Raw genomic sequence first — 22464 nt, 5'->3', positions numbered from 1 at the left:
ATAAAAAAACCCCGGCCTGCGTGAGCGGGCCGGGGCGGTGTGGCATCCAGGAGAGAGAGAGGGGACGCGCCGGGGGAAGCGCGGACCCGGATGCCACGGGGGACCCGTTTACCAGCGCAGGCGCGGACCGACGAACCACTGCGTGTCGCCGCCACGGACCAGCTTGACGTCGCCGGCGACGCCGAAGTTCGGCGTGAATTTCCATTGCGCGCCGAGGCGGCCGTAGAACTCGCTGTCGAATCCGCTGCCGTAATCCTCGTAGCCGGCCAGCGCATAGCCTTCGAGCGCCGGCAGCAATGCGCTGCGCGCGCCCACCTCGACCGCGTAACCGTCGGCATCGACGCCGCGGCCGAAATCGATCGTCTGGTAGGCCACGCGGGTCAGCAGATCGGTGCGCGCGTTGATCTCGTGGTTGTAGCCGATGCCCAGGCGCCACTGGTCGCGGTCGAGCGGGCTGCGATCCACGCTCTCGCGGGTGTAATCGCCGAAGGCGTGGAAGTTCGGATGGAACGCGGCCGAGCCACGTACCGACCAGCCGTCCGAATCGACATCCCGGTTGACCGGCGCGATGTCGTACTTGCTGGCGGAATACCCACCTTCGATGTAGGTGTACGACAGACCTTCGGCCGCCTGGGCGGTGAACGGAAGGGCTGCGGCAAGTAGCGCCAGGGTCAACGCACGCTTCATCGGATCGGTCGCTCGCTGGGTGGGGTGGGAAGAAATGTCGGCCCGGACAGCAGGGGGAGGGGATGCTTCGAGGGGGGGGAAGCACAGCCGTCCGGGCCGAGGACTGCATTCTCGGCCTGCGCCGACAACCGGCGCTGAATATTGAACTTAAAAGTACAGGAACTTAGTGCGAATGCCGGTGTCAGGTGCCGCCGGCGAAGCCCTGCTGCCGCCACGCCTCGAACACGACGACTGCAACCGCATTCGACAGGTTGAGGCTGCGGTTGCCCGGCCGCATCGGCAGGCGCAGGCGCTGGCCGTCGGGCACGCGCCCGAGCACGTCGTCCGGCAGGCCGCGGGTCTCGCTGCCGAACAGGAAGGCGTCACCCGGCACGAACGCCGGCTGATCGAAACGCACGCTGTTGCGCGTGCTCAGTGCGAACAGGCGCGCCGGCCGGATCGCCGCGAGCGCGGCATCGAGATCGTCATGCACCTGCAGCGTCGCGTACTCGTGGTAGTCGAGGCCTGCGCGGCGCAGGTTGCGGTCGTCGAGATCGAAACCCAGCGGCCGCACCAGATGCAGCCGCGCGCCGGTGTTGGCGCACAGGCGGATCACGTTGCCGGTATTGGGCGGAATCTCGGGCGTGTGCAGGATGACGTCGAACATGGACCGGACCGGGCGGCGGGCCGGCCATTGTCGGTCACCAGGGCAGCGCCGCGCCGGTCCAGTCGAGGAAACGGCCGCTGTCTTCCGGGCCCAGACCATCGATCACCTTGCGCAGGCCGGCGACCGAATCCTCGGGCACTTCGCTGGCCTGCGCGCCGCCCATGTCGGTGCGCACCCAACCGGGATGCAGGGCGACGACGATGATGCCGCGCTCGCGCAGGGCGTGCGCCAGCTGCACGGTCGCCATGTTCTGCGCGGCCTTGCTGATCGCGTAGCTCGGCGTGCCGAAGCGCGCGGTGTTGGCGATCGAGCCGAGTTGCGAGGACAGGTTGGCGACACGCGCGCCGTCACGCAACAGGGGCGCCAGCGCCTGGGTCAGCAACAGCGGGCCGGTGACGTTGATGCGCAGGCTGTCGTCCAGCGTGTCGGCGGACAGCGTGCCGAAGCGCTCGCCGCTGTGCAGCACGCCGGCGTTGTTGATCAGCACGCCGATGCGCGCGTTCTCGCCCGCGGCCAGCGGCCACTCGCGCACCAGCTCGTCGCGCGAACGGGCATCGCCGACATCCAGCGGCAGCACCTTCAGATGGCCCGGATATTCGGCAGCGAGATGGTTGAGCGCGGTGGCCTTGCCGGGCTGGCGACAGGTCGCGACGACGCGGGTGCCGTCGGCCAGCAGCTGGCGGACGAATTCCAGGCCGAGGCCGCGGTTGGCACCGGTCACCAGGGTCCAGTCGGTCATGGCAGATCTCGCAGGCGGGAGGTTCCGATGCTAGCGCGCCGCCCGTGAGCCCCTGTAGGAGCGCGCTTGCGCGCGAGCGGCATTACCGGGCAAGCCCGATCGCGCGCGAACGCGCGCCTGCTGGACCGCGACGGCCGACCATGACCTGCGGCCCGTGCCGGACCCGCCCCCGCTGGCTACGATGCGGGTCCAACCCTGCCCGCACCCCAAGGATCGGCATGTCCGCTGACCGTCTTCGTACCGCCCCGACCCGCCCGCGCGCGGCCCTGCTCGCGCTGGCCTGCGGCCTCGCCCTGTCCGGTTTCGCCGCCTCGCCGATGGCGCTGGCCGCACCGCCCGCCCAGGCCGCCGGCGTCGACATTCCGTACGAGACCTTCACCCTGCCCAACGGCCTGCGCGTGGTGGTCCACACCGACCGCAAGGCGCCGATCGTCGCGGTCAACATCTGGTACCACGTGGGCAGCAAGGACGAGCCGGCCGGCCGCAGCGGCTTCGCGCACCTGTTCGAGCATCTGATGTTCCAGGCCAGCGAACATCATGACGGCGAGTTCTTCGATCCCTTCAAGCAGGTCGGCGTGACCGACCAGAACGGCACCACCAATACCGACCGCACGAACTACTTCCAGAACGTGCCGACCACCGCGCTCGACATGGCGCTGTGGATGGAATCCGACCGCATGGGCCACCTGCTCGGCGCGGTCGACCAGGCGGCGCTCGACGAGCAGCGCGGCGTGGTGCAGAACGAAAAGCGCCAGGGCGAGAACCAGCCCTACGGCCAGGTCTGGGACCGCCTCACCCGTGCGTTGTACCCGGCCGGCCACCCGTATCACCGCGGCGTCATCGGCTCGATGAACGACCTCAATGCGGCCTCGCTCGACGACGTCAAGCAGTGGTTCCGCACCTGGTACGGCCCGAACAACGCGGTGCTGGTGCTGGCCGGCGACATCGACGTGGCCACCGCGCGCCGGAAAGTGGCGCAGTACTTCGGCGACATTCCGGCCGGCCCGACGATGGCGCAGCCCGCCGTCGACGTGGCCAAACGCCCCGCCGACACCCGCGAGACGCTGGAGGACCAGGTGCCGCAGGTGCGCATCTACCGCGCCTGGAACGTGGCCGAACTGGGCACGACCGAGATCGATCATCTGCAGGTGCTGGGCAGCCTGCTCGGCGGCGCCAAGGCCTCGCGCCTCGATCGTCGCCTGCTGCACGGCGACCGCCTGGTCGACAACATCAGCGCCGGCGCCTACGGCTCGCAGCTGGGTTCGAACTTCGTCGTGATGGCGACCGTCAAGCAGGGCGTCGACCCGGCGACGGTGGAAGCGGCGATCGACGAGGAACTGGCGCGCCTGATCGCCGAAGGCCCGAGCGCCGAGGAACTGGAACGCGCCAAGACCTCGTTCCGCGCCGGCTTTGTGCGCGGCATCGAGCGCATCGGCGGCTTCGGCGGCAAGGCCGACGCGCTGGCCGAATGCACCGTCTACGAGGGCGATCCGGGCTGCTTCCGCGCGTCCTTGGCGAACGTCGCCGCGACCACTGCCGAGGACGTCAGGGCAGCCGGCGCGAAGTGGCTCGACGTCGGCAGCCACACGCTGACGGTGGTACCAGGCGCACGCACGCCGCTGGCCGAAGAGCCCGCGGTCACGCCCGCGCCGTTCACCCCGCCGGCGCCGGATGCCCAGTACACGACCACGCGCAGCCGCATCGACCGCAGCGCCGGCGTGCCGAAGACCGCGTCGTTCCCGGAACTGAAGTTTCCCGAGCAGCAGCGCGCGACGCTGTCCAACGGCACCCAGGTGATCCTTGCGCGTCGTCCGGAGATTCCGGTCGTGCAGCTGAGCTACGAGTTCAAGGGCGGCTATACCGCCGATCTGGGCCGCACGCCGGGCACCGCGAGCTTCACGATGAACGTGCTCGACGAAGGCGCCGGCGGCCTGAGCGCACTCGACTTTGCCGACCGCGTCGAAGCGCTGGGCGCGAGCCTCGGCGCAGGCGCGTCGCTCGACGGCAGCAACGCCTACGTCTCGGCGCTGAAGGAAAATCTCGACCCGTCGCTGGCGCTGTTCGCCGACATGCTGCGTCGCCCGAACTTCGACCAGACCGAAATCGACCGCATCAAGGCGACGTGGATCGCCGGCATCGCGCAGGAGAAGGCGCGCCCGTCGAGCGTGGCGATGCGCGTGCTGCCGCCGCTGGTCTACGGCGCGGGGCATCCGTACGCGATCCCGTTTACCGGCAGCGGCACCGAAGACGCGATCGCCAAGCTCACGCGCGACGAGCTGGTCGCCTTCCACCGCGACTGGGTGCGCCCGGAAGGCGCGACGCTGATCGTCGTCGGCGACACCACGCTGGACGAGATCGTGCCGATGCTGGAAACGCACTTCGGCGACTGGCGCGGCGCCGGCGCGGCGCCGGCGGCCATCGACGTGGCCGAGGTCGCGCGTCCCACCGCCCCGCGCGTGTTCCTGATCGACCAGCCCGGCGCGGTGCAGGCGAACATCTTCGCCGCACAGGTGATCCCGCCGACCAACGATGCCTCGTCGACCCGGTTCGACATGGCCAACACCGTGATCGGCGGCGATTTCACCGCGCGTCTGAACATGAACCTGCGCGAGGACAAGCACTGGTCCTACGGTGCGCGCAGCTCGGCCAGCGGCACGCTGGGCCAGCGTCCGTGGATGGCGTCGGCGCCGGTGCAGATCGACAAGACCGCCGAGGCGATGGCCGAGATCCAGCGTGAGCTGACCGACTTCGCCGCGGGCGAGCGTCCGGCAACCGCCGCCGAACTCGCCCGCGCCCAGGCGATCCAGACGCTCAGCCTGCCCGGTGCCTACGAAACCGCGTGGGCGGTGATGTCGACGATCGGCGGCAACGTGCGCTTCGGCCGTCCGGACGACTACGTGTTCCAGCGCAAGGCCGAGATCGAGTCGATGACGGTGGCCGACCTCAGCGGCGTGGCGACGACGATCGATCCCAAGGCGCTGACCTGGGTGGTCGTGGGCGATCTCACGCAGATCGAGGCGCCGATCCGCGCGCTCGAACTGGGCGAGGTGCAGGTCATCGATGCCGACGGCGCGCCGGTCACGCCGCCGACGAAGTAAGCCCGCGTTGTGTTCCCGCCCCGCGATGCCCGCCACAATGGCGGCCTCGCCCTGCCCCCGCTTCCGGAGCCCTCCATGCGCATGTCCCTGATGGTGTTGCTGCTGTCCCTGTCCGTCACCGGCTGCACCTGGGTGCACATGGCGCCCGGCGCGAGCGCGGTCCGCGTGACCAGCGCCGCGCCGTCGGGCTGCGAGAAGCGTGGCGAGGTGGAGGTGTCGGTCAAGCACAGCATCGCGTTCATCGACCGCAACCAGCTGCGCGTGCGCGAGGAACTGGAAACCCTGGCGCGCAACGAGGCACCGGGCCTCAATGCCGACACCATCCACCCGCTGGGCGAGCCCGCCGGCGGCAGCCAGCGCTTCGCGGCCTGGCGCTGCGGCCGCTGATCCGGTCGGCCGCGCCGCTCGGCGCGGGTCTCTGCAGGCGCCTCGAGAACCCGGCCCCTGCGTCCCGCGCGGGGCCACGGCGGGCGTCCGCCCGCCCCGCGTCATGCGTCGCCCCGCCGAAGCGGGTACCCTATGCGGCTCCCTTGCCAGATCCGGCGCCCTGCCCATGCTCTTCAAAAACGTCGCCATTGCCGGCCTCGCCCATGTCGATGCGCCGAACCGCGTGACCAGCGACGAGATCAACGCAAGGCTGAAACCGACCATCGACCGCCTCGGCATCAAGACCGACGTGCTCAAGGACATCGCCGGCATCAATGCCCGCCGCCTGTGGGACGACGAGGTCCAGGCCTCGGACGCGGCGACGATGGCCGGCCGCAAGGCGCTCGACGATGCCGGTATCGACGTCGCGAAGCTGGGCCTGCTGGTCAATACCTCGGTCAGCCGTGACTACCTGGAGCCGTCCACCGCCAGCATCGTCGGCGGCAACCTCGGCATTCCGGACACCTGCCAGAACTACGACCTGGCGAATGCCTGCCTGGCCTTCGTCAACGGCATGGACGTCGCCAGCCGGATGATCGAGCTGGGCGAGATCGACTACGCGCTCGTCGTCGACGGCGAGACCGCGAACCTCGCCTACGAGAAGACCATCGAGCGCCTGCTGCGCCCGGAGACGACCGAAGAGGATTTCCGCAACGAGCTGGCCACGCTGACGCTCGGCTGCGGCTCGGCGGCGATGGTGCTCGCACGCGCCGACCTGCTGCCCGACGCGCCGCGTTACAAGGGCGGCGTGACCCGCTCGGCGACCGAGTGGAACACCCTGTGCCGCGGCAACCTCGACCGCATGGTCACCGACACCCGCATGCTGCTGATGGAAGGCATGAAGCTGGCGCAGAAGACCTTCCTGGCCGCGCGCGAGGCGATGGGCTGGGTGGTCGACGAGCTGGACCAGTTCGTGATCCACCAGGTCAGCAAGGTGCACACCGGTGCGTTCGTGCAGTCGTTCGGCATCGATCCGGCCAAGGTCCACACGATCTTCGGCGAGCACGGCAACATCGGCCCGGCCTCGGTGCCGATCGTGCTGAGCAAGCTCAAGGAACTGGGCCGCCTGAAGAAGGGCGACCGCATCGCGCTGCTGGGCATCGGCTCGGGCCTGAACTGCACGATGGCCGAGGTGGAGTGGTAATCCAGCCTCTGGCGATGTGAGGGTTCGAAAAGGCCGGCATGTCCGGCCTTTTTCCTATCCTCGCCGTGCGGCAGATATCGTTCATGTCGAATAATTGTTTATTTATCGACACGTAGGAGACATCATGTCGACGTCGTCGACATGAGCGATCCGCATGGATCCCCAGCGCCCCTACAACGATCTCCCCCTGCTTCCGCCCGCCGTGGAGCTGGAGACCCGAGACCTGTTGAAAGCCTGTATCGAAGCGCACAAGGCGCTGGCATCGCTCCGACAGGCCACAGGCCATCTGCCCAATCCCGCGGTTCTGATCAATACGATTCCGATCCTCGAGGCGCAGGCGAGCTCCGAGATCGAGAACATCGTCACCACGACGGACGAGTTGTTCCGCTACGCGGACCACATCGAGACAGCCAGCCCCGCAACGCGTGAAGCGCTGCGCTATCGGAGCGCATTGAACGAGGGCTTCCAGGCCCTGTCCACGCGACCGCTGTCGACAACCACAGCCGAGATTGTCTGCTCCCGGATCAAGAACGCCCAGATGCAGGTCCGTCGCATCCCCGGCACCGCACTGGGCAACCAGCAGACTGGCGAGATCATCTACACGCCGCCTGTTGGCGAAACCTTGCTGCGCGACAAGCTGGCCAACTGGGAGCGCTTCATCCATGACGCGCGAGACATCGACCCGCTGATCCGCATGGCGGTCGCGCACTACCAGTTCGAAGCGATCCATCCTTTCACCGACGGCAACGGCCGCACAGGTCGTGTGCTCAACCTGTTGATGCTGGTGGAGCAGGATCTGCTCGACCAGCCTGTGCTGTACCTGTCGCGCTACATCATCGAACGCAAGGCGGATTACTACCGCCTGCTCCTCGAAGTCACGCGGGACGGCGCCTGGACAGAATGGGTGGCCTACATGCTCGACGCGGTCGCCGACACCGCACGCTGGACCAGCGCCAAGATCGAAGCGATCCGGCGTCTGCATGAAGACGCCTGCGAATGGGTGCGCGCACAGCGACCCAAGGTCTACACCCGCGAACTGGTCGATGTGCTTTTCAGCCAGCCCTACTGCCGCATCCACAACGTGGTGGAAGCCGGCATTGCCAAGCGCGAGACGGCGGCGCGCTACCTGCGCGAGCTGGTGGACATTGGCGTGCTGCAGGAACAACGCATGGGCAAGGAGAAGCTGTTCCTGCATCCGGCCTACCTGCGCCTGCTGTCCGACAACACCCACGCGCCGCAGCGCTACGCACTGCCGCAACCGGATTTCAAGTAATGCCTGATTACGACACGCTCGATCGCGAGACCCTGGTCCGTCTGTTGCAGCGCCGCGATGCCGAGCGTCAACTCGGGCTGGTGTGGGAGCGTGACGAGATCGAAGCCGACACCGCGATCAACAGCGACTTCGTCGCCTTGACGCTGGACCCGGCGCTCAGTCACGGCGATGCGCCCTGGGACAACCTCATCATCGAAGGCGACAACTTCGATGCGCTGCGCGCGCTGCGCGCCAGCCACAAGGGGGCAATCCGCTGCATCTACATCGACCCTCCATACAACACCGGCAATCGCGACTTCGTCTACAACGACCGGTTTGTCGACAGGACGCACCGCTTCCGCCATTCGCTGTGGCTGGAGTTCATGTATCAGCGCCTGCTGCTCGCGAAGGAACTGCTGGCGGATGATGGTGTGATCTTCGTCAGCATCGATGACAACGAGCTGTTTCGGCTCGGGATGCTGATGGACCGGGTATTTGGTGAGGACAACTTCATTGCGAACGTGATTTGGCAGAAGGTGTTTTCTCCCAAGGGCACAGCCCAACACTTTTCGGACGATCACGAGTATCTCGTCGTGTACGCGCGGTCCCGTAATCAATGGGCGCCAAATCTTCTGCCGAGGACAGCTTCTCAAGACAAAGCCTATAAGAATCCGGACAACGATCCGCGCGGCGTCTGGACCTCTGGAGATTTGTCAGCAAGGAACTACTACTCCAAGGGGACCTACCCGATTACTGGACCGACGGGGCGGCTGATCGAAGGCCCGCCATCAGGCATGTACTGGAGATTTTCCGAGGAAAGATTCAAGGCGCTAGACGAGGATGGCCGTATCTGGTGGGGCAAGGACGGCGGTAACATGCCGCGTTTGAAGCGCTTCCTATCAGATGTACAACAAGGGACAGTTCCTCAAACGCTGTGGACCTATGCCGAAGTCGGACATACGCAAGACGCGAAAAAACAGCTGCTCGACGTGCTCCAATTCGAATCGTCCGGAGAGGTTTTTTCTACACCGAAGCCAGTTCAGTTGATGGAGCGCATCCTGCGGATCGCTACTAAGCCCAATGACACCGTGCTCGATTTTTTTGCCGGCTCCGGCACGTTCGCCCAAGCCGTCGCCAAGCTCAACGCCGAAGACGGTGGCAGCCGGAAGTTCATCCTCGTCAGCAGCACAGAAGCAACCGAAGAGCAGCCCGACAAGAACCTGTGTCGAGATGTCTGCGCCGAGCGCGTGCGTCGGGTGCAGGCCGGCTATACCAATGCGAAGGGTGTCGAAGTCGACGGTCTGGGGGGTGGATTCGCTTACTTACGCGCGCGCCGCGTGCCGGCCCACCGCATGACCCAGAAGCTGGATCACGCCGAGATCTGGACCGCATTGCAGTTGCTGCATGGACATCCGCTGACGCCGTGGCCGGGCGGCGGGTTCGCGGCGAGCACCGGGGGCGACGATGACACCTTCACCTATCTCGCCGACGCCTACCCGTCCAGCCGCGCCCGCATGACTGCGTGGCTCGACGCCCGCGGCATGCGGGCGGCCACGCTCTACAGCTGGTCGCCGGAGCGCGACCGTACCGCCGATTCGCCGCACGACTGGCGTCTCATTCCGCACCACCTGCGCGAACGCTTCGGACGCTGACATGGCCGCTTCACTGAAACCCTTTCAAGAGACCGTCTGCAGCGGCATCGTCGCGCGATTCGACAACGTGCGCGCGCTCTATGCGCAGTTGGCCCACGCCGCCCCCGAGCGGTTGACCGAGGCCCGTCGCAACGATGCGGCGCTCGTTCTGCAGGCGCCGACGGGCGCCGGCAAGACGCTGATCGCAGTCGAGGCAATGCGCCGCACGTCGGCGCAGGAGCGTGTGCTGTGGTTCTGGTTCGCGCCGTTCACGGGGTTGGTCGACCAGTCGCGGCGGGTGATCGCCTCGCAGGCACCGGAACTGACTGTGTTCGATCTGGACAGCGACCGCCAGCTCGATGCGGTGCGCAGCGGCGGCGTGTTCGTGGTGACCTGGGCGTCGCTGGCGGCGCGCAATGCCGACTCGCGACGCGCACGCCAGACTGGAGATGCAGGTCTCTCGATCGATGCGGTGATCGCCCAGGCCCGCGAACAGGGCCTGCGCATCGGATGCGTCGTGGACGAGGCGCACCACGGATTCCAGCGCGCGAACCAGGCCCGCGCGTTCTTCAGCGAAGCGCTGCAGCCCGACTACGCACTGCTGATGACCGCGACGCCGCGCGATGACGACATGGGAACCTTCGAGCGCGCCACGGGATACACACTGGGCGAGCCCGCGGACTGGGCATCGGTCAGCCGGTTCGATGCCGTCGAGGCCAGACTGCTCAAGCGCGGCGTTCGCATGGTGCGCTTCATCGCGCGCGACGGCGACACGGCGCAGCTGGTGGATTTCGAACATCTCGCGCTGCGCGAATGCACCGCAATGCACCGGCGCATCAAGCGCGATCTGGAAGCGCAGGGCGTGTCGCTCACCCCGCTCATGCTGGTGCAGGTGCCTGATGGCAAGGACGCGCAGGAAGCGGCGCGCCGCTATCTGGTCGACACCTTGCAGTTCGATCCAGCTGCGGTACGCGTACATACCGCTGCCGAGCCCGATCCAGATCTGCTGGCGCTTGCACACGATCCGACGGTCGAGGTGCTGATCTTCAAGATGGCGGTGGCCCTCGGTTTCGACGCGCCGCGCGCGTTTACGCTCACCGCATTGCGCGGCGCGCGCGACGTGTCGTTCGGCGTGCAGGTGATCGGTCGGATCGTGCGGCGTCATGCCCTGCTGCAGGCGCGGATTGACCTGCCGCCCGTGCTCGATCATGGCTACGTGTTTCTGGCCAACGCCGAATCACAGGAGGGCCTGCTGGAGGCGGGCACCCAGATCAACGCCCTGACCACGCAAGCACCTGAGCTGGGTACCCAGACGGTGGTCACCGTGGTCGGGGATGCCACGCAGTTGCAGGTCGTGCGCAGCGGCGAGCCGCTGAGCCTGTTGGTCGCCGATGGTGCGGCCAGCCTCCTGGATACGACCCAGAGCGGTGACCACCGGCCGCTGGGTGACATGGCGAACGCCGACAGCGCGTTGCGCGACACGCCGTTCTCAGGCTTTGCAGACGTGACCCAGGCCTTGCTCGAGATCGCAGGCGGTACTGGCGACGCCCCGGCGACAGCAATCGAGGGTGTGACCGATGCGCTTGCCCTTGCACAGGACAGTCTCTACCGGTACCCCCGTCGCGCAGATGCGCCGCCCACGTTGCGGGGCGAGGCGTTGCCGCCTCCCCCTGCTGACTTCGAGGCGGGCCTGGCAGCGCACGTGGATTTTTCTGCAGAGGTGCTCAACGATCGAACGCGCGGCCGCGTCCAGGTGCAGCGCGTCGACAGCGGTTTGTTTGAACGCAACGGAATCGCCGAAGACGGCGCGGACGTCTGGGCCAGTCTGTCGACGGAGGCGGTCGCAGATCGAGCCGAGCAGATTCGCCTGCGTCTGCGCGAGGCCAATGACCGGGAGCTCTATGCCCGCCTGCTGGAACGTTTCGTCCAAGCAATTGAAGCATCGGGCGCCGAGATTGCAGCGGACGAGGAAACGCGCATGCAGCAACTCGACCTGGTGTTGGTGCGACGGCCTCAACTGCTGCGTGACGCGTTCCGTCGTCTACGTCAGCATCAGATCCGGGACATCGATGTCGCGCTTGCGGCAGAACTTCAAAGCGATCATCGGCTGCGTCCGGCGAACAAGGGACTGTATGGCGTATTCCCGCCGGGCATGAACAACGACGAGCAAGCGATCGCCGAGCAGTTGGATCGACATCCGCTCGTCAGATGGTGGCATCGCAACGTGCCGCATCGCGGGGTAGGCCTGTATCGATGGGACGATGGCGCGGGCTTCTATCCCGACTTCATCGTCCATCTTCCCGACCGGCCTGGCGACGGCATCGCCTTACTTGAACCGAAAGGCCCCCACCTTTGGGGCGTTCCCACCGAGGTCGAGAAAAGTACGGCCTCTCACATCGACTACGGCCGGGTGTTCATGGTGGGCCGCAAGCGCAGCACCCGTGAATTCATGTTCCTGCGAGAGCTCGGCGGCTCGCTCCAGAGCGATGGCGTCTTCAGCGTCGAAAGACTCCGATTCCAATAGTTCACGCGCCTGAGAGCGGTCAACGCGTCTCCCGCGCGCATGACCACCCGCTCAGTCCTCTTGTTCGACCACCGCGCTGTCGATCAGGTTCTGCAGGTCGGATTCCAGCCGGTTGATCCGGTCAGAGAGCTGCGCGGCGTCCTGCGGACTCACGTGCACAAGGCCGTCGAGCAACTCGGACAGCTGCAGCAACCGGTCGCGCTGGCTGCGCACGTCGAGGCGCGTGCCCTGGGCACGGATGTCGCCCAGATCCGGCTGCAGCGCACTGCGGCGATAGCGCTCGCGCAGCATCAGATGCAGGCGCCCGACGATCCGCCGGTCGGCATCGCTCCACGGCGCACTGACGCCGCGCACGGTCTCGTGCCAGGCCGCGAAGCTCGCACGCGGGCCGATCCGGGTGCCGTCGTCGTGCAGCAGGAACGGCTCCTCCGGGCTGCCGGCCCAGCGCACCTCGTCCACCTGTTCGCGGCGGAAGAAGAACAGCCATTCGTCCCGGCCGAGATCGAGCGGCAGGGCGAGCACGCCCGCCAGGCCGTCGGCGACGTCCAGCGAGCCGGCCCACTCCTCGGCGCGGTCGGTACTGATCGGGCCCGCGCCTGTGCTGCCGCTCTGCAACCAGTCGAGCAGACCCGGCACGCGCGCCTCGTCCGGCGCACGCCCGGCGCTGTACCAGTGCCCGGCCTGCAATAGACCGACACCGTCGCAATCGACCGCACGCACCAGCAGGTCGAGCTCGCTGGTCAGCGCCAGGCGGGGCTCACTGGCATTGTCGAGGCGCAGGGCCAGGGCGTCGCGGACGTTGCGCGCGTCTTCCTCGAGCGCCGCAGCGTGCTGCTGCTCGCGCGACGCCACGCGCATCGAGACGAACAGGCCGAACAGGTCGGCCGCCGCACGCACGCCCGGCGGCACACGGCGCGGGCTGCGGTGGTGGCAGGCGATCAGGCCCCACAGGCGGCCGCCGGAGATGATCGAGATCGACATCGACGCGACCACGCCCATGTTCGCCAGATACTCCAGATGCACCGGCGAGACGCTGCGCAGCGCGTGCTGGCTGAGATCCAGCGGCTGCCCGCGCGTATCGCGCTCGGGCAGGATCGGAACGGGCACGTAGCGCGCATCCGGAATCACCCGGATGCGGTTGCGCAGGTACAGCGCGCGCGCCTGCACCGGAATGTCGGAGGCCGGATAGCGCAGGCCCAGGTACGCCGGCAGCGCGGAATCACGCGACTCGGCGACCACTTCGCCGGCGTCGTCGTGGCGGAAGCGATAGACCATGACCCGGTCGTAGCCGGTCAGCAGACGGACCTGTTCGGCCACGCGCTGGTTGAAATCGGCGATGTCGGCGCTGTTGGCGACGCGCGCGATCATCGTTTGGGCGACGACGGTCGGCGAACGCTCGCCGGCGCTGCGCGGCTGCGGTTCGATCTCGATGTGCACGAGGCCGTCGGTGACGTGCACGCTGACGTCGCACAGGTGTGCCATCGGCCCGATATTGGCCACGGCCGCACGCTGCGGCGGTGCACCCGGCTCGCCGAACCCGATGGTCTCGGCGATGGCCTGGATCAGATCGTCGGTGAGGAATTCGCGCAGCGAGCAGCGCAGCATCTCGTCCGCCGAAGCGCCGATCAGCGCTTCGACGTTGGCCGACACGTGGTGGATGGTCCAGTCGGGCAGCTGGCAGGTGATCAGGTAGCCGTGCGGCTGGATCGCGGCCGACAGGTGGATCCGCTCGTTGGCACACGCCTCCAGGGCGCGTTCAAGGGCTGGGTTCAAGGGCGTGCTCCTCGGTGTCCTGGGCGGGGGCCGGATCGGAACCGCGCGCAAGGCACGCGGCGACGAGGGTGAAGGCATCGCGTGCACCGCCGATCAGGCGCGCGAGCCGCGGGGCATCGTCGACGTCGAACGCCGCGAGCCGGGTCTGGACCTGGCGCCAGTCGTCGCTGGTGCCGTGGCATTCGAGGAAACACGCGCCGTGTTCGGCACTGTGGCCGAGCCGCCGCACCGCGCGCACCAGATACCGGGCGCCCAGGCTGCTGCCGGCCATGACGTACTCCCAGCCCGTCGCCGTGTCGGCGTCGCGCACCGGCGGTTGCGGCTGCAGCACCGGAAGCGGGGCGAGGCCGACGGCCGCCAGATCCCGGGCCAGCCAGCGCGAGTGACGGGGGGTGTGCCCGGTAGCGCGTTCGAATTCCAGCGCGAAGCGGTGCATGCCGCGCAGATACCGCGCATAGGCCTGCGGCGTGCCCAGGCCGTCGGGAAACGCGCTGTCGACCTGCGCGTGCTGCGCGGCGGTCGCGTCACGCAGCGACTCCCGCGCGCCGCTCGGGGCACGGGACGCGTCGTGGGATTGCCGTAGCGCATTCATGTTCACCGGCGAATTTTACCGATCGTCAGCGCACGGCTCTGTTCATTTTCCCGCTTATGAATGGAACAACTTTCCCGCGCACAGCGCCTGAACAAGCAGGCATTTCCCACAAGATCCGGTGGTCGAATGGCGGCCTGACTACAATGACTGTCTTCGATTCCCAAATCCGGGCGTTAACGGCCGTGCAGTTTCCTGACTACTCCTTTACTCACCATCGCCTGGATGTGCGTCCCGGCGTCGGCATGCACTTCCTCGATGAAGGCCCGCGCGACGGCGAGGTGGTGGTCATGCTGCACGGCAATCCGTCGTGGAGCTACTACTGGCGGCACCTGGTGCACGGCCTGCGCGACCGGTACCGCTGCATCGTGCCCGACCACATCGGCATGGGCCTGTCGGACAAACCGGACGATGCGAAACGTGCATCGCCGCGCTACGACTACACGCTGGCGTCGCGGATCGAGGATCTGCAGACGCTGCTCGCCCATCTGGAGATCGACGGCCCGATCACGCTGGCCGTCCATGACTGGGGCGGGATGATCGGCTTCGGCTGGGCGCTCGAGCACATGCCGCAGGTCGGCCGGCTGGTGATCACCAATACCGCGGCGTTCCCGATGCGGTCCGATAAGCCGATGCCGTGGCAGATCGCACTCGGGCGCGACTACACGGTCGGCGAATGGATCATCCGCGGGTTCAACGCGTTCTCCGCCGGCGCCTCGTGGTTCGGCGTGGAGCGGCGCATGCCGGCCGACGTGCGCCGGGCCTATGTCGCGCCCTACGACAGCTGGGCGCACCGCATCAGCACGATCCGCTTCATGCAGGACATTCCGCTGGGCCCGAAGGACCGGGCGTGGTCCCTGCTCGAGGCCGCCGGCAGACGCCTGCCCGACTACGCCGACCGCCCGGCGTTCATCGGCTGGGGGCTCAAGGATTTCGTGTTCGACCGCCACTTCCTCGACGGTTTCCGCGCGGCGCTGCCGCAGGCCGAGGTCGAGGCGTTCGAGGATGCCGGCCACTACGTGCTCGAGGACCGGCACGAGGTGCTGGTGCCGAAGATCCGCGGGTTTCTGGACCGCAATCCGATGGTCGTGCCGAGCGCCTGATCTCAGGCCGTGACGGCCGGGGCAACGGTGTAGGCGTCGTCCAGCACGGTGCTGTCCACGGCCTCGCGCCAGCGCCAGTCGGCGGCTTCGAGCGCGTGCAGGCCATGCGCGAGCCGGGCCTTGTCGCATTGCGCACTGCGGGCACCGAACTCCAGCGATGCCGGCACGGCGGCGCAGGCCGACGGCCGCACCGGATGGATCGAACAGCGTGAATACCGGCCGATGTCGGCATCCAGCGCGATGCAGCGCGGCTGCGCCTGCGAGGTGCCGCGCATCACGCGCTCGTGCGTGCGCAGGGGTTCGGTGAGTTCGACAGGCACGTGCCCGCCCACTGCGGGATCGGCCTCACTCCAATGGAAGCTGACACGGAAGAACGCGCAGCACGCACCACAGGTCAGGCAGGGATGCGACATGGAGGCCGACAGGCACAGGGAAAGGCGCCGAAGTGTGGCAGCGCGCGCGCCACGCGCAAGTGCCGCCGGCGCGGACGCTCAGGCGGCGGCGGACGGGCGCAGGATCGCCACGTAGCGGGCCTGCATTTCGGTCGCCACGCCGCCTTCGGGCAGGGTCACCCGGGCGCGCAGCGTCACCCGCGCGCGGCCGCGCTGGCGCAGCGTCCGCAGGAACGCCTCCCAGTCGCCGGCCGCCAGGCTGGCCTCGGCCTCGAGGTCGGCCCGTAACGGCGCCTTGTAGCGGATGTCCGAGTCGGCGACGTAGACCTCGGCATCGAGCCCGGCGGCTTCGACCTGCAGCGTGGTCAGGCCCCAGGCGGCCAGCGTCATCAGCGATGTCAGGCTGCCGCCGAAGGCGGTGCCCTTGTCGTTGACGTGCGTGGCCAGCGGCGCCTGCAGGCGCAGGCGGTCGCCATCGAAGCCGGCGATGCGGACCTGCATGGCGACCACGGGCGGCATCGAACGGTAATGCGCCTCGAGGGCGTGCAACGGATCGTGGGTCATGCGGGTCCTGGGGGATCGGGTCATGCGGCTTGCGCCGTCTCCCGGCAGCCACCAAGCTGAGCGCATGCATGCCGCGCCGGCTTCCTCGCTTCTGGCGGGATACTACGTCATCTCGCTGCGACCGGCCGGAGCACACGACGGGCTGCGGCGTGCGGCGGCACGTCTGGGCGCCCGCACCTTCGCATTGCCGCCGTGGCGACTGGTGCATCGCGACGATGCCGCCACCCGGCAGACACTGCTGGCGGCACTCGCGGCCGATGTGGTGCTGTTCACCAGTCCGCCGGCCGTGCAGGCCGCCCGGGCGCTGCAGCCTCTGGGACCGGCGCGACCGGCGCAGTCGTGGCTCGCGGTCGGCCATACGACGGCGCGCGCACTGCACGCAGCCGGAATCGCCGGGGCGCGGGCGCCGACCCGGATGGACAGCGAGGGCCTGCTGGCCTTGCCGGAGCTGGCGGCGATCCGCGGCCGCACGGTCGGCCTGGTGACCGCGCCTGGGGGCCGGGGCGTGCTCGCCCCGGCGCTGGTGCACGCCGGCGCCCGGGTCCTGCGCGCCGACGTCTATGCGCGGCAGCCGATGCCACCGGCACCGGCCCGGATCGCCGCGCTGATGGCCCTGCCTGCGCCGTGGCTGTTGCCGGTCAGCAGCGCCGAAGCCCTGATCCTGACCTTGACCCATCTACCGGAGCACGCCGCGTCCCGGCTGCGTACCGCACGCGCGGTGGCCGCGAGCACGCGGCTCGAAGGGCTGCTTCGTGACGAGGGCTTCGACGACGTGCGGCGAGCTGCGGACGCCCGACCCGCCTCCCTGCTGGCCGCCGCCGTCGACAGCCCGGCTCTTTGCTGAATGGGCCACTGATCCGCGACGGGGCCGTCACGAGGCTTTCTGGCAGCGTGGGCGTTCCCTCGGACCCCCGACCCCCGGAATCCTCGCCATGTCCCTGCTCCGCGCCTTGCTGGTCTGGATCGTCATCGCGCTCATCGGCGCCCTCGCCGCGCAGTTCTTCCTGGCCCATGACCCGGGCTACGTGCTGGTCCGCTACGGCGGCGTCGACCGCACGGCGACGCTCGTCAACGCCATCGCGATGGCGCTCGGTGCGCTGGTGCTGTTCTGGCTGCTGGTCACGCTGATCATGTTGCCGTTCCGCAGCTGGGGCCGCTATCGCGAAACCCGGGCGCAGAGCCGGCTCGGCGAAGGCCTCGAAGCCCTGCACCAGGGCCATTACGCCAAGGCCGAAAAGCTGCTGCTGCAGTCGGCCGACGAAACGCCCTATTACGAATCCGCCGGCCGTGTGGCGGCGGCGCAGGCCGCGATCGCACGCGACGACGCGGTCGCGGCCCGCGCGCATCTCGACCGCTTCAGCGACCGCCATCCGGCGACCCGCGCGATCGCGCTCGCCGAGATCGCGCTGCTCGAAGAGCGCCCGATCGATGCACTCGCCGCGCTCGAATCGCCCACCGCCCAGCCGCTGCCGCCGCGTGGCCTCGCCCTGCGTGCGGACGCCTGGGCGATGACCGGTCATGCCGCCGAAGCCTACGGTCTGCTTGGCGCATTGCGTCAGCAGCGCGCGTTGCCCGACGCCCAGCTCGCCGCGCGTGAAGTGCGCTGGGCAGCGGCCTCGCTGCGCGAAGCCGGCGAGCAGAACGTGCTGGCCGAACGCTGGGAAGGCCTGCCGAAGGCGCTGAAGACCGAATCGCCGGTGGTGCTGGCCTACGTCGACCGCGCCGTGGCGCTGGGTTGGCACGACGCCGCGCTGCGGGCGTTGGAAACGGCGCTCGATGCCCGCTGGGACGAGCAGCTCGCAAGCCGGTATTCGGCGCTCGACGTCGGCGACCCGGCGCATCGCCGCACCCGCCTCGAACGCTGGCTGCAGGCCCATCCGTCGAGCTCCGGCGCGATGCTGGGGCTGGCCCGCCTGCACCAGGCCAATCACGAGTGGCCGCAGGCCCGCGATCATCTGCAGCGTGCGATCGACCAGGGCGCGGGCCGCGATGCCTGGGTGCAGCTGGGCGACGGCTACGCCGCGGCAGGCGACGATCACCGCGCGCAGCTGTGCTACGCCAACGCGCTGCGCGCCGCGCGCAATGCCCCCATCGTCGCGCTGCCGGCGGCCCACACACCACCGCTGGCGCCGGCCATCGACACGCATGACGCCCAAGGCCTGCCGCATCTCGCCGACGACCGCGACCTGCCGCCACGGGTGTAACCAAGCTGGACCGGGTGACGGGCGGCGCGACGTCGCAGGGCTGCGCAGACATCACGTGACGCGTCCATGGCGTCGCGCACCGCGATGTCCGACACCCGGTGAGGCTGCTTCAGCCCGTGTCGTCCCGTCTCCGGCGCCTCAGCGCGCGCGACCTGCTGCCGGCACCGGATGCGCCGGCAGACGCAGCGTCTTCGCTGTCTCGCGCCGCGGGATGCCCGCCCGGAATCGCGCTCAGCGCATCCGGCGGTGCACGGCCACGGCGCCGTCGATCGCCTGGTCCAGGGTCACGTCGGCGACGGCGCCGCGGGCGTTGCCGGCCAGCGTGACCGTGACCGGGCCCACGATGACCTGCGGGCCGACCGGCCCCAGGATCGCGGCGCCGTCGAGCTGTCCGTCCGGAAACGCGATGAAGCCACCCAGTGCCGCCACCCGAGGATCGGCCACGTAGAGGCCGGCCCGACGCATGTCCTGTTCCGTCAGCGGCTGGCTGTCGACGATGATGATGACGCCCAGCGCGGCCCCGTCATCGGCCGAACGCCAGGCGCAGCTCAGCCCATGCGACTCGGGTGCAGTCTGCCGCGTGCCGGCCGGATCGACGACCGCGAGGCCCTCGGTCAACGGTCCGAGCGCCTCGGCGATCGCCGCGCAGTCCGGCAGCGCCGCGGCCGGCACCGGCGCCTCGATCCGCTGCGGGCTGTGGGTCGGGACGGGGGCATCGGTCTCGCCACAGGCCGCGAGCAGCAGCGCGGTGCAGGCGACGCCGATCAGGGACACCGCTGGAAACAGGCGAAGTTCGGAAGACATGGCACTCACTCGTCGGATTCGGCGCGTAGCGCGCGGTGGATATCGACGGCTGCGGCGACGGCATCGTCCACCGTCAGCCGATGGCCGGGCGCGTCGGAGAACATGAAAGGCATCTGCTCGACAGCAACGCGGAGGTTCCCGGCCACGACACGCGGCGCGAAGACGTCCACCTGCGCCTGCGGATCGTAGCGGCCGTCATCGCTCTGGCCGAAGCCGTCGATCGCCGCGGCGCGGGGGTCGTCATGCCGCAGGCGGGCGGGCACGGGGCCGAACGGACCGGCCTGGATCGTCAGCCGGATGTCGCCGCCCCGCAGGACTGCGCGCAATCCCTCCGCATCGTCGTCCTGCGGCTGCCCCCACCGGCACTCCATGCCGTCGAGCACACCGGGCTCATCGACAAACGTCGTCGTGAACGGGTCGTCGAGGCCCGCCACCAGCGCGCCCAGTGTCTGGCCCAATGCCTCGCAGGAGGGCCAGCGGGTCACGTCGTGGCCGGTGGCGGCGGACGCCGTGTGTCCAAGACCGCCACAGGCCGATCCCAGCGCGCAGACGCACGCGACCAGCAGCCGGCGCACGCTCAGCGCTCGAGAATGGCGACCACACCCATGCCGCCGGCGGTGCAGATCGACACCAGCGCACGCCCGCCGCCGCGTTCGGCGAGCTGCTTGGCAGCGGTCGCGACCACGCGCGCACCGGTCGCCGCGAACGGATGTCCGGTCGCCAGCGACGAGCCCAGCGGGTTGAGCTTCTCCGGGTCGATCCGGCCCATCGGCGCGTCGAGACCGAGCCGCGTGCGGCAGTAGTCCTCGCTTTCCCAGGCGCGCAGCGTGCACAGCACCTGCGCGGCGAAGGCCTCGTGGATCTCGTAGAGGTCGAAATCCTGCAGGGTGAGATTGTTGCGCGCGAGCATTTCGGCCACGGCGACCGTCGGCGCCATCAGCAGGCCTTCGCCGTGCACGAAATCGACCGCCGACACGTGCACGTCGCGGATGTGGCACAACACCTCGTGCCCGTGCGCGGCGGCCCAGGCGTCGCTGGCCAGCAGGCAGGCCGACGCGCCGTCGGTCAGCGGCGTCGAGTTGGCGGCGGTCAGCGTGCCGCGGCCCGAGACCTTGTCGAACGCCGGCTTGAGCGTCGCGAGCTTCGCGATCGACGTGTCCGGCCGCAGGATGTTGTCGCGCGCCACACCGCGGAAGCTGACGACCAGATCGTCGAAGAAGCCGCGCTCGTAGGCCGCGGCCAGCTTGTGGTGCGAGGCGACGGCCAGCTCATCCTGCGAATCGCGCGAGATGTTCCACTCCTTCGCCATGTCCTCGCAGTGCTCGCCCATCGACTTGCCGGTGCGCGGTTCGGCCACGCCCGGGAAATCCGGCTTGAGCTCGCGCAGACGGAAGCCCTTGAATGCGGCGATCTTGTCCTGGGTGGTCTTGGCCGCGTTCGCCGCGAGCAGGCGCCGGCGCAGCGCGCGGCCGTAGACGATCGGCACGTCGGACGTCGTGTCCGAACCGCCGCCGATGCCGGATTCGATCTGCCCGGCGGCGATCTTGTTGCCGATGGTGATGATCGAATCGAGCGAGGTGCCGCAGGCGCGCTGCAGGGTGATGCCCGGGGTCAGCGCCGACAGGCCCGACGACAACGCCGCTTCGCGGCCGAGGTTCCAGTCGCTGGAGTGCTTGATCACCGCGCCCATCGCCACTTCGCCGAGCTGCTGGCCGTGCAGGCCGAACTTCTCCACTAACGCCCCGAGGGTCCGCACCGACATGCCGAGGTTGCCGACGTCTGCATACGCGGTGTTCTGGCGGCAGAACGGAATGCGGACGCCACCGAGCACGGCGACGGGACGACCTTGCAGCATCGGGAATTCCTCGCGGGAAGAGAGCGTGAGACCGTCGCAGACCCGCGACGGGCATAATGTGAACGAGTGTATCGCTGCCGGTGTGCACGGCCAATGACCGCAGATCCCGACATTTCCCATCACGATTCGACACCCCAGGTCCTCGGCGTCCTCGCGCTGGAGCTCAGCGGCGACGCGTCGCCGACGCACGGCGCGCTGGCCCCGCAGGCCGCGGGCGAACTCGCCACCCGCATCGGCCGCGATCTCGGCGCCCTGGTGCCGGGCGCTCGCGACCTCGACCTGGTGTTCGCCGCCGCGCATTTCGATCCTGCGGAAGTGCTGCGGCCGGGCTGGCCCCTGCACCGCCGACTGGACGAACTGCGCGCACGCGCGCCGCAGTCCGTGGACGGGCCGCGCGTCATCGCGTTCGGCGCCGACGCCCGCGGCGAAGTGCCGCTGCCGTTCCGCGCCGACGCCCAGCTCGCCGGTGGCCGGCTGCGTGTGCTGCCCTACCTGCTGGTCGGCGCGGCGGATGCGACCGAGGCCGTGGCCGCGCACATGGAATCGATGCTGCTCGACCTCGGCATGGCCCAGGCCGAAACCGCATTGCTGGCGCAGGACGCGTTCGGCGTGCGGATCGAACACGCGCGCTATCTCACGCTCCACGACCTGCTGGCGATGACCGCGCTGCAGTATTCCAACCAGGGCCTGGAGCCGCTGTGGGACGTACTGGAGACGGCGCTGCTGGCGCCGTCGAGCGAAGCGTGGCTGGATGCACCGCCGGAGCCGGTGCTGCGGTATGTCGACGGCGAGGTGCGCATGGCACTGTTGACGCCCGACGACTGGCGCGCCTGGTCCGCGGCGACTGAAACGGACGAGACGCGGCTCGCGCGCGGGCTGGCCATGTTCGAAGCCCGCCAGCAGCAGATCGCCGCCGTGCTGCAGGCGCACGCCGTGCCGGTGGTGTATGTGCATTGCCGCCCGGGCCACGATCCACGCGCCGAGCTCGCCTGAGCGTCAGGCCCGGGCGCGGCCTGACGTCACGCCCGGTTCC

The 22464-nt window shown here is 68.9% G+C and carries 20 protein-coding genes; 10 read left to right on the top strand and 10 right to left on the bottom strand.

The annotated features are described in order from the left end of the window. Positions 1-108 precede the first annotated feature (108 nt). From ACF3M1_RS00335 to ACF3M1_RS00325, 3 genes are all read right to left on the bottom strand, one after another. Positions 109-687: a diffusible signal factor-reguated Ax21 faimly protein gene (locus ACF3M1_RS00335; RefSeq protein ID WP_394002856.1), complete on the bottom strand. Its 579-nt coding sequence runs from the start codon at positions 685-687 to the stop codon at positions 109-111. A 181-nt stretch (positions 688-868) separates the two neighbouring features. After that, on the bottom strand, positions 869-1333 hold the full coding sequence (locus ACF3M1_RS00330) for a tRNA (cytidine(34)-2'-O)-methyltransferase (RefSeq protein ID WP_394002854.1): 465 nt from the start codon (positions 1331-1333) through the stop codon (positions 869-871). Between the two features lie 34 nt (positions 1334-1367). Further along, positions 1368-2072: an SDR family oxidoreductase gene (locus tag ACF3M1_RS00325; protein ID WP_394002852.1), complete on the bottom strand. Its 705-nt coding sequence runs from the start codon at positions 2070-2072 to the stop codon at positions 1368-1370. Positions 2073-2290: 218 nt separating this feature from the next. On the opposite strand from ACF3M1_RS00325, the gene ACF3M1_RS00320 reads away from it, so the two are divergent. The 6 genes from ACF3M1_RS00320 to ACF3M1_RS00295 all read left to right on the top strand — a co-directional run bounded on the left by ACF3M1_RS00320 (position 2291) and on the right by ACF3M1_RS00295 (position 12147). Then, positions 2291-5170 (top strand): M16 family metallopeptidase, encoded by a 2880-nt coding sequence (locus tag ACF3M1_RS00320; RefSeq protein WP_394002851.1) that lies wholly within the window; start codon positions 2291-2293, stop codon positions 5168-5170. A gap of 75 nt (positions 5171-5245) precedes the next feature. After that, on the top strand, positions 5246-5557 hold the full coding sequence (locus tag ACF3M1_RS00315; RefSeq protein WP_394002849.1) for a DUF4156 domain-containing protein: 312 nt from the start codon (positions 5246-5248) through the stop codon (positions 5555-5557). Positions 5558-5723: 166 nt separating this feature from the next. Beyond that, the gene (locus ACF3M1_RS00310; protein ID WP_394002848.1) at positions 5724-6740 is read left to right on the top strand and encodes a 3-oxoacyl-ACP synthase III; all 1017 of its coding nucleotides are present in this window, start codon (positions 5724-5726) and stop codon (positions 6738-6740) included. Between the two features lie 154 nt (positions 6741-6894). After that, positions 6895-8013 (top strand): protein adenylyltransferase Fic, encoded by a 1119-nt coding sequence (fic, locus tag ACF3M1_RS00305; protein ID WP_394002846.1) that lies wholly within the window; start codon positions 6895-6897, stop codon positions 8011-8013. Next, positions 8013-9644, top strand: a complete 1632-nt coding sequence (locus ACF3M1_RS00300) for a site-specific DNA-methyltransferase (RefSeq protein ID WP_394002844.1) — start codon at positions 8013-8015, stop codon at positions 9642-9644. The genes fic and ACF3M1_RS00300 overlap by 1 nt, the downstream gene beginning before the upstream one ends. Position 9645: 1 nt before the next feature. Next, positions 9646-12147: a DEAD/DEAH box helicase gene (locus ACF3M1_RS00295; RefSeq protein ID WP_394002843.1), complete on the top strand. Its 2502-nt coding sequence runs from the start codon at positions 9646-9648 to the stop codon at positions 12145-12147. 51 nt (positions 12148-12198) lie between these two features. Here ACF3M1_RS00295 and ACF3M1_RS00290 read toward each other — a convergent pair whose 3' ends face one another. Next, positions 12199-13920, bottom strand: coding sequence for a GAF domain-containing protein (locus ACF3M1_RS00290; RefSeq protein WP_394002842.1), 1722 nt, complete (start codon positions 13918-13920; stop codon positions 12199-12201). Continuing rightward, positions 13904-14512: a biliverdin-producing heme oxygenase gene (locus tag ACF3M1_RS00285; protein WP_394002841.1), complete on the bottom strand. Its 609-nt coding sequence runs from the start codon at positions 14510-14512 to the stop codon at positions 13904-13906. Before ACF3M1_RS00285 ends, ACF3M1_RS00290 begins: the two co-directional genes overlap by 17 nt. A 242-nt stretch (positions 14513-14754) precedes the next feature. Between ACF3M1_RS00285 and ACF3M1_RS00280 the strand changes: the two genes are divergently transcribed. After that, on the top strand, positions 14755-15612 hold the full coding sequence (locus ACF3M1_RS00280) for an alpha/beta fold hydrolase (protein ID WP_394002839.1): 858 nt from the start codon (positions 14755-14757) through the stop codon (positions 15610-15612). Between the two features lie 2 nt (positions 15613-15614). Here ACF3M1_RS00280 and ACF3M1_RS00275 read toward each other — a convergent pair whose 3' ends face one another. Together ACF3M1_RS00275 and ACF3M1_RS00270 are read right to left on the bottom strand one after the other, a co-directional pair. Beyond that, entirely contained in the window at positions 15615-16025 is a 411-nt protein-coding gene (locus tag ACF3M1_RS00275; RefSeq protein ID WP_394002837.1) for a YkgJ family cysteine cluster protein, read from the bottom strand. 78 nt (positions 16026-16103) lie between these two features. Continuing rightward, positions 16104-16592, bottom strand: a complete 489-nt coding sequence (locus ACF3M1_RS00270) for a YiiD C-terminal domain-containing protein (protein WP_394002835.1) — start codon at positions 16590-16592, stop codon at positions 16104-16106. Between the two features lie 40 nt (positions 16593-16632). Between ACF3M1_RS00270 and ACF3M1_RS00265 the strand changes: the two genes are divergently transcribed. Then, the gene (locus ACF3M1_RS00265) at positions 16633-17412 is read left to right on the top strand and encodes a uroporphyrinogen-III synthase (protein ID WP_394002833.1); all 780 of its coding nucleotides are present in this window, start codon (positions 16633-16635) and stop codon (positions 17410-17412) included. Positions 17413-17500: 88 nt separating this feature from the next. Beyond that, positions 17501-18772, top strand: a complete 1272-nt coding sequence (locus ACF3M1_RS00260) for a heme biosynthesis HemY N-terminal domain-containing protein (RefSeq protein ID WP_394002831.1) — start codon at positions 17501-17503, stop codon at positions 18770-18772. 231 nt (positions 18773-19003) lie between these two features. On the opposite strand, the gene ACF3M1_RS00255 is transcribed toward ACF3M1_RS00260, so the two are convergent. Genes ACF3M1_RS00255 through ACF3M1_RS00245 form a run of 3 tightly spaced genes read right to left on the bottom strand, consistent with a single transcriptional unit; the run spans position 19004 to position 21431 of the window. Beyond that, entirely contained in the window at positions 19004-19576 is a 573-nt protein-coding gene (locus ACF3M1_RS00255) for a hypothetical protein (RefSeq protein WP_394002829.1), read from the bottom strand. 5 nt (positions 19577-19581) lie between these two features. Continuing rightward, positions 19582-20151, bottom strand: a complete 570-nt coding sequence (locus tag ACF3M1_RS00250; protein WP_394002827.1) for a hypothetical protein — start codon at positions 20149-20151, stop codon at positions 19582-19584. A 2-nt stretch (positions 20152-20153) separates the two neighbouring features. Then, on the bottom strand, positions 20154-21431 hold the full coding sequence (locus tag ACF3M1_RS00245) for an acetyl-CoA C-acetyltransferase (protein WP_394002825.1): 1278 nt from the start codon (positions 21429-21431) through the stop codon (positions 20154-20156). A 93-nt stretch (positions 21432-21524) separates the two neighbouring features. On the opposite strand from ACF3M1_RS00245, the gene ACF3M1_RS00240 reads away from it, so the two are divergent. Beyond that, the gene (locus tag ACF3M1_RS00240) at positions 21525-22424 is read left to right on the top strand and encodes a hypothetical protein (RefSeq protein ID WP_394002823.1); all 900 of its coding nucleotides are present in this window, start codon (positions 21525-21527) and stop codon (positions 22422-22424) included. Positions 22425-22464: the final 40 nt, after the last annotated feature.

The sequence above is a fragment of the Luteimonas sp. WGS1318 genome (genome assembly GCF_043187535.1).
Classification (GTDB): Bacteria; Pseudomonadota; Gammaproteobacteria; order Xanthomonadales; family Xanthomonadaceae; genus Luteimonas.
Note: the sequence above shows the minus strand (reverse complement) of the source record. Positions and strands in the feature narration are given on the sequence as shown.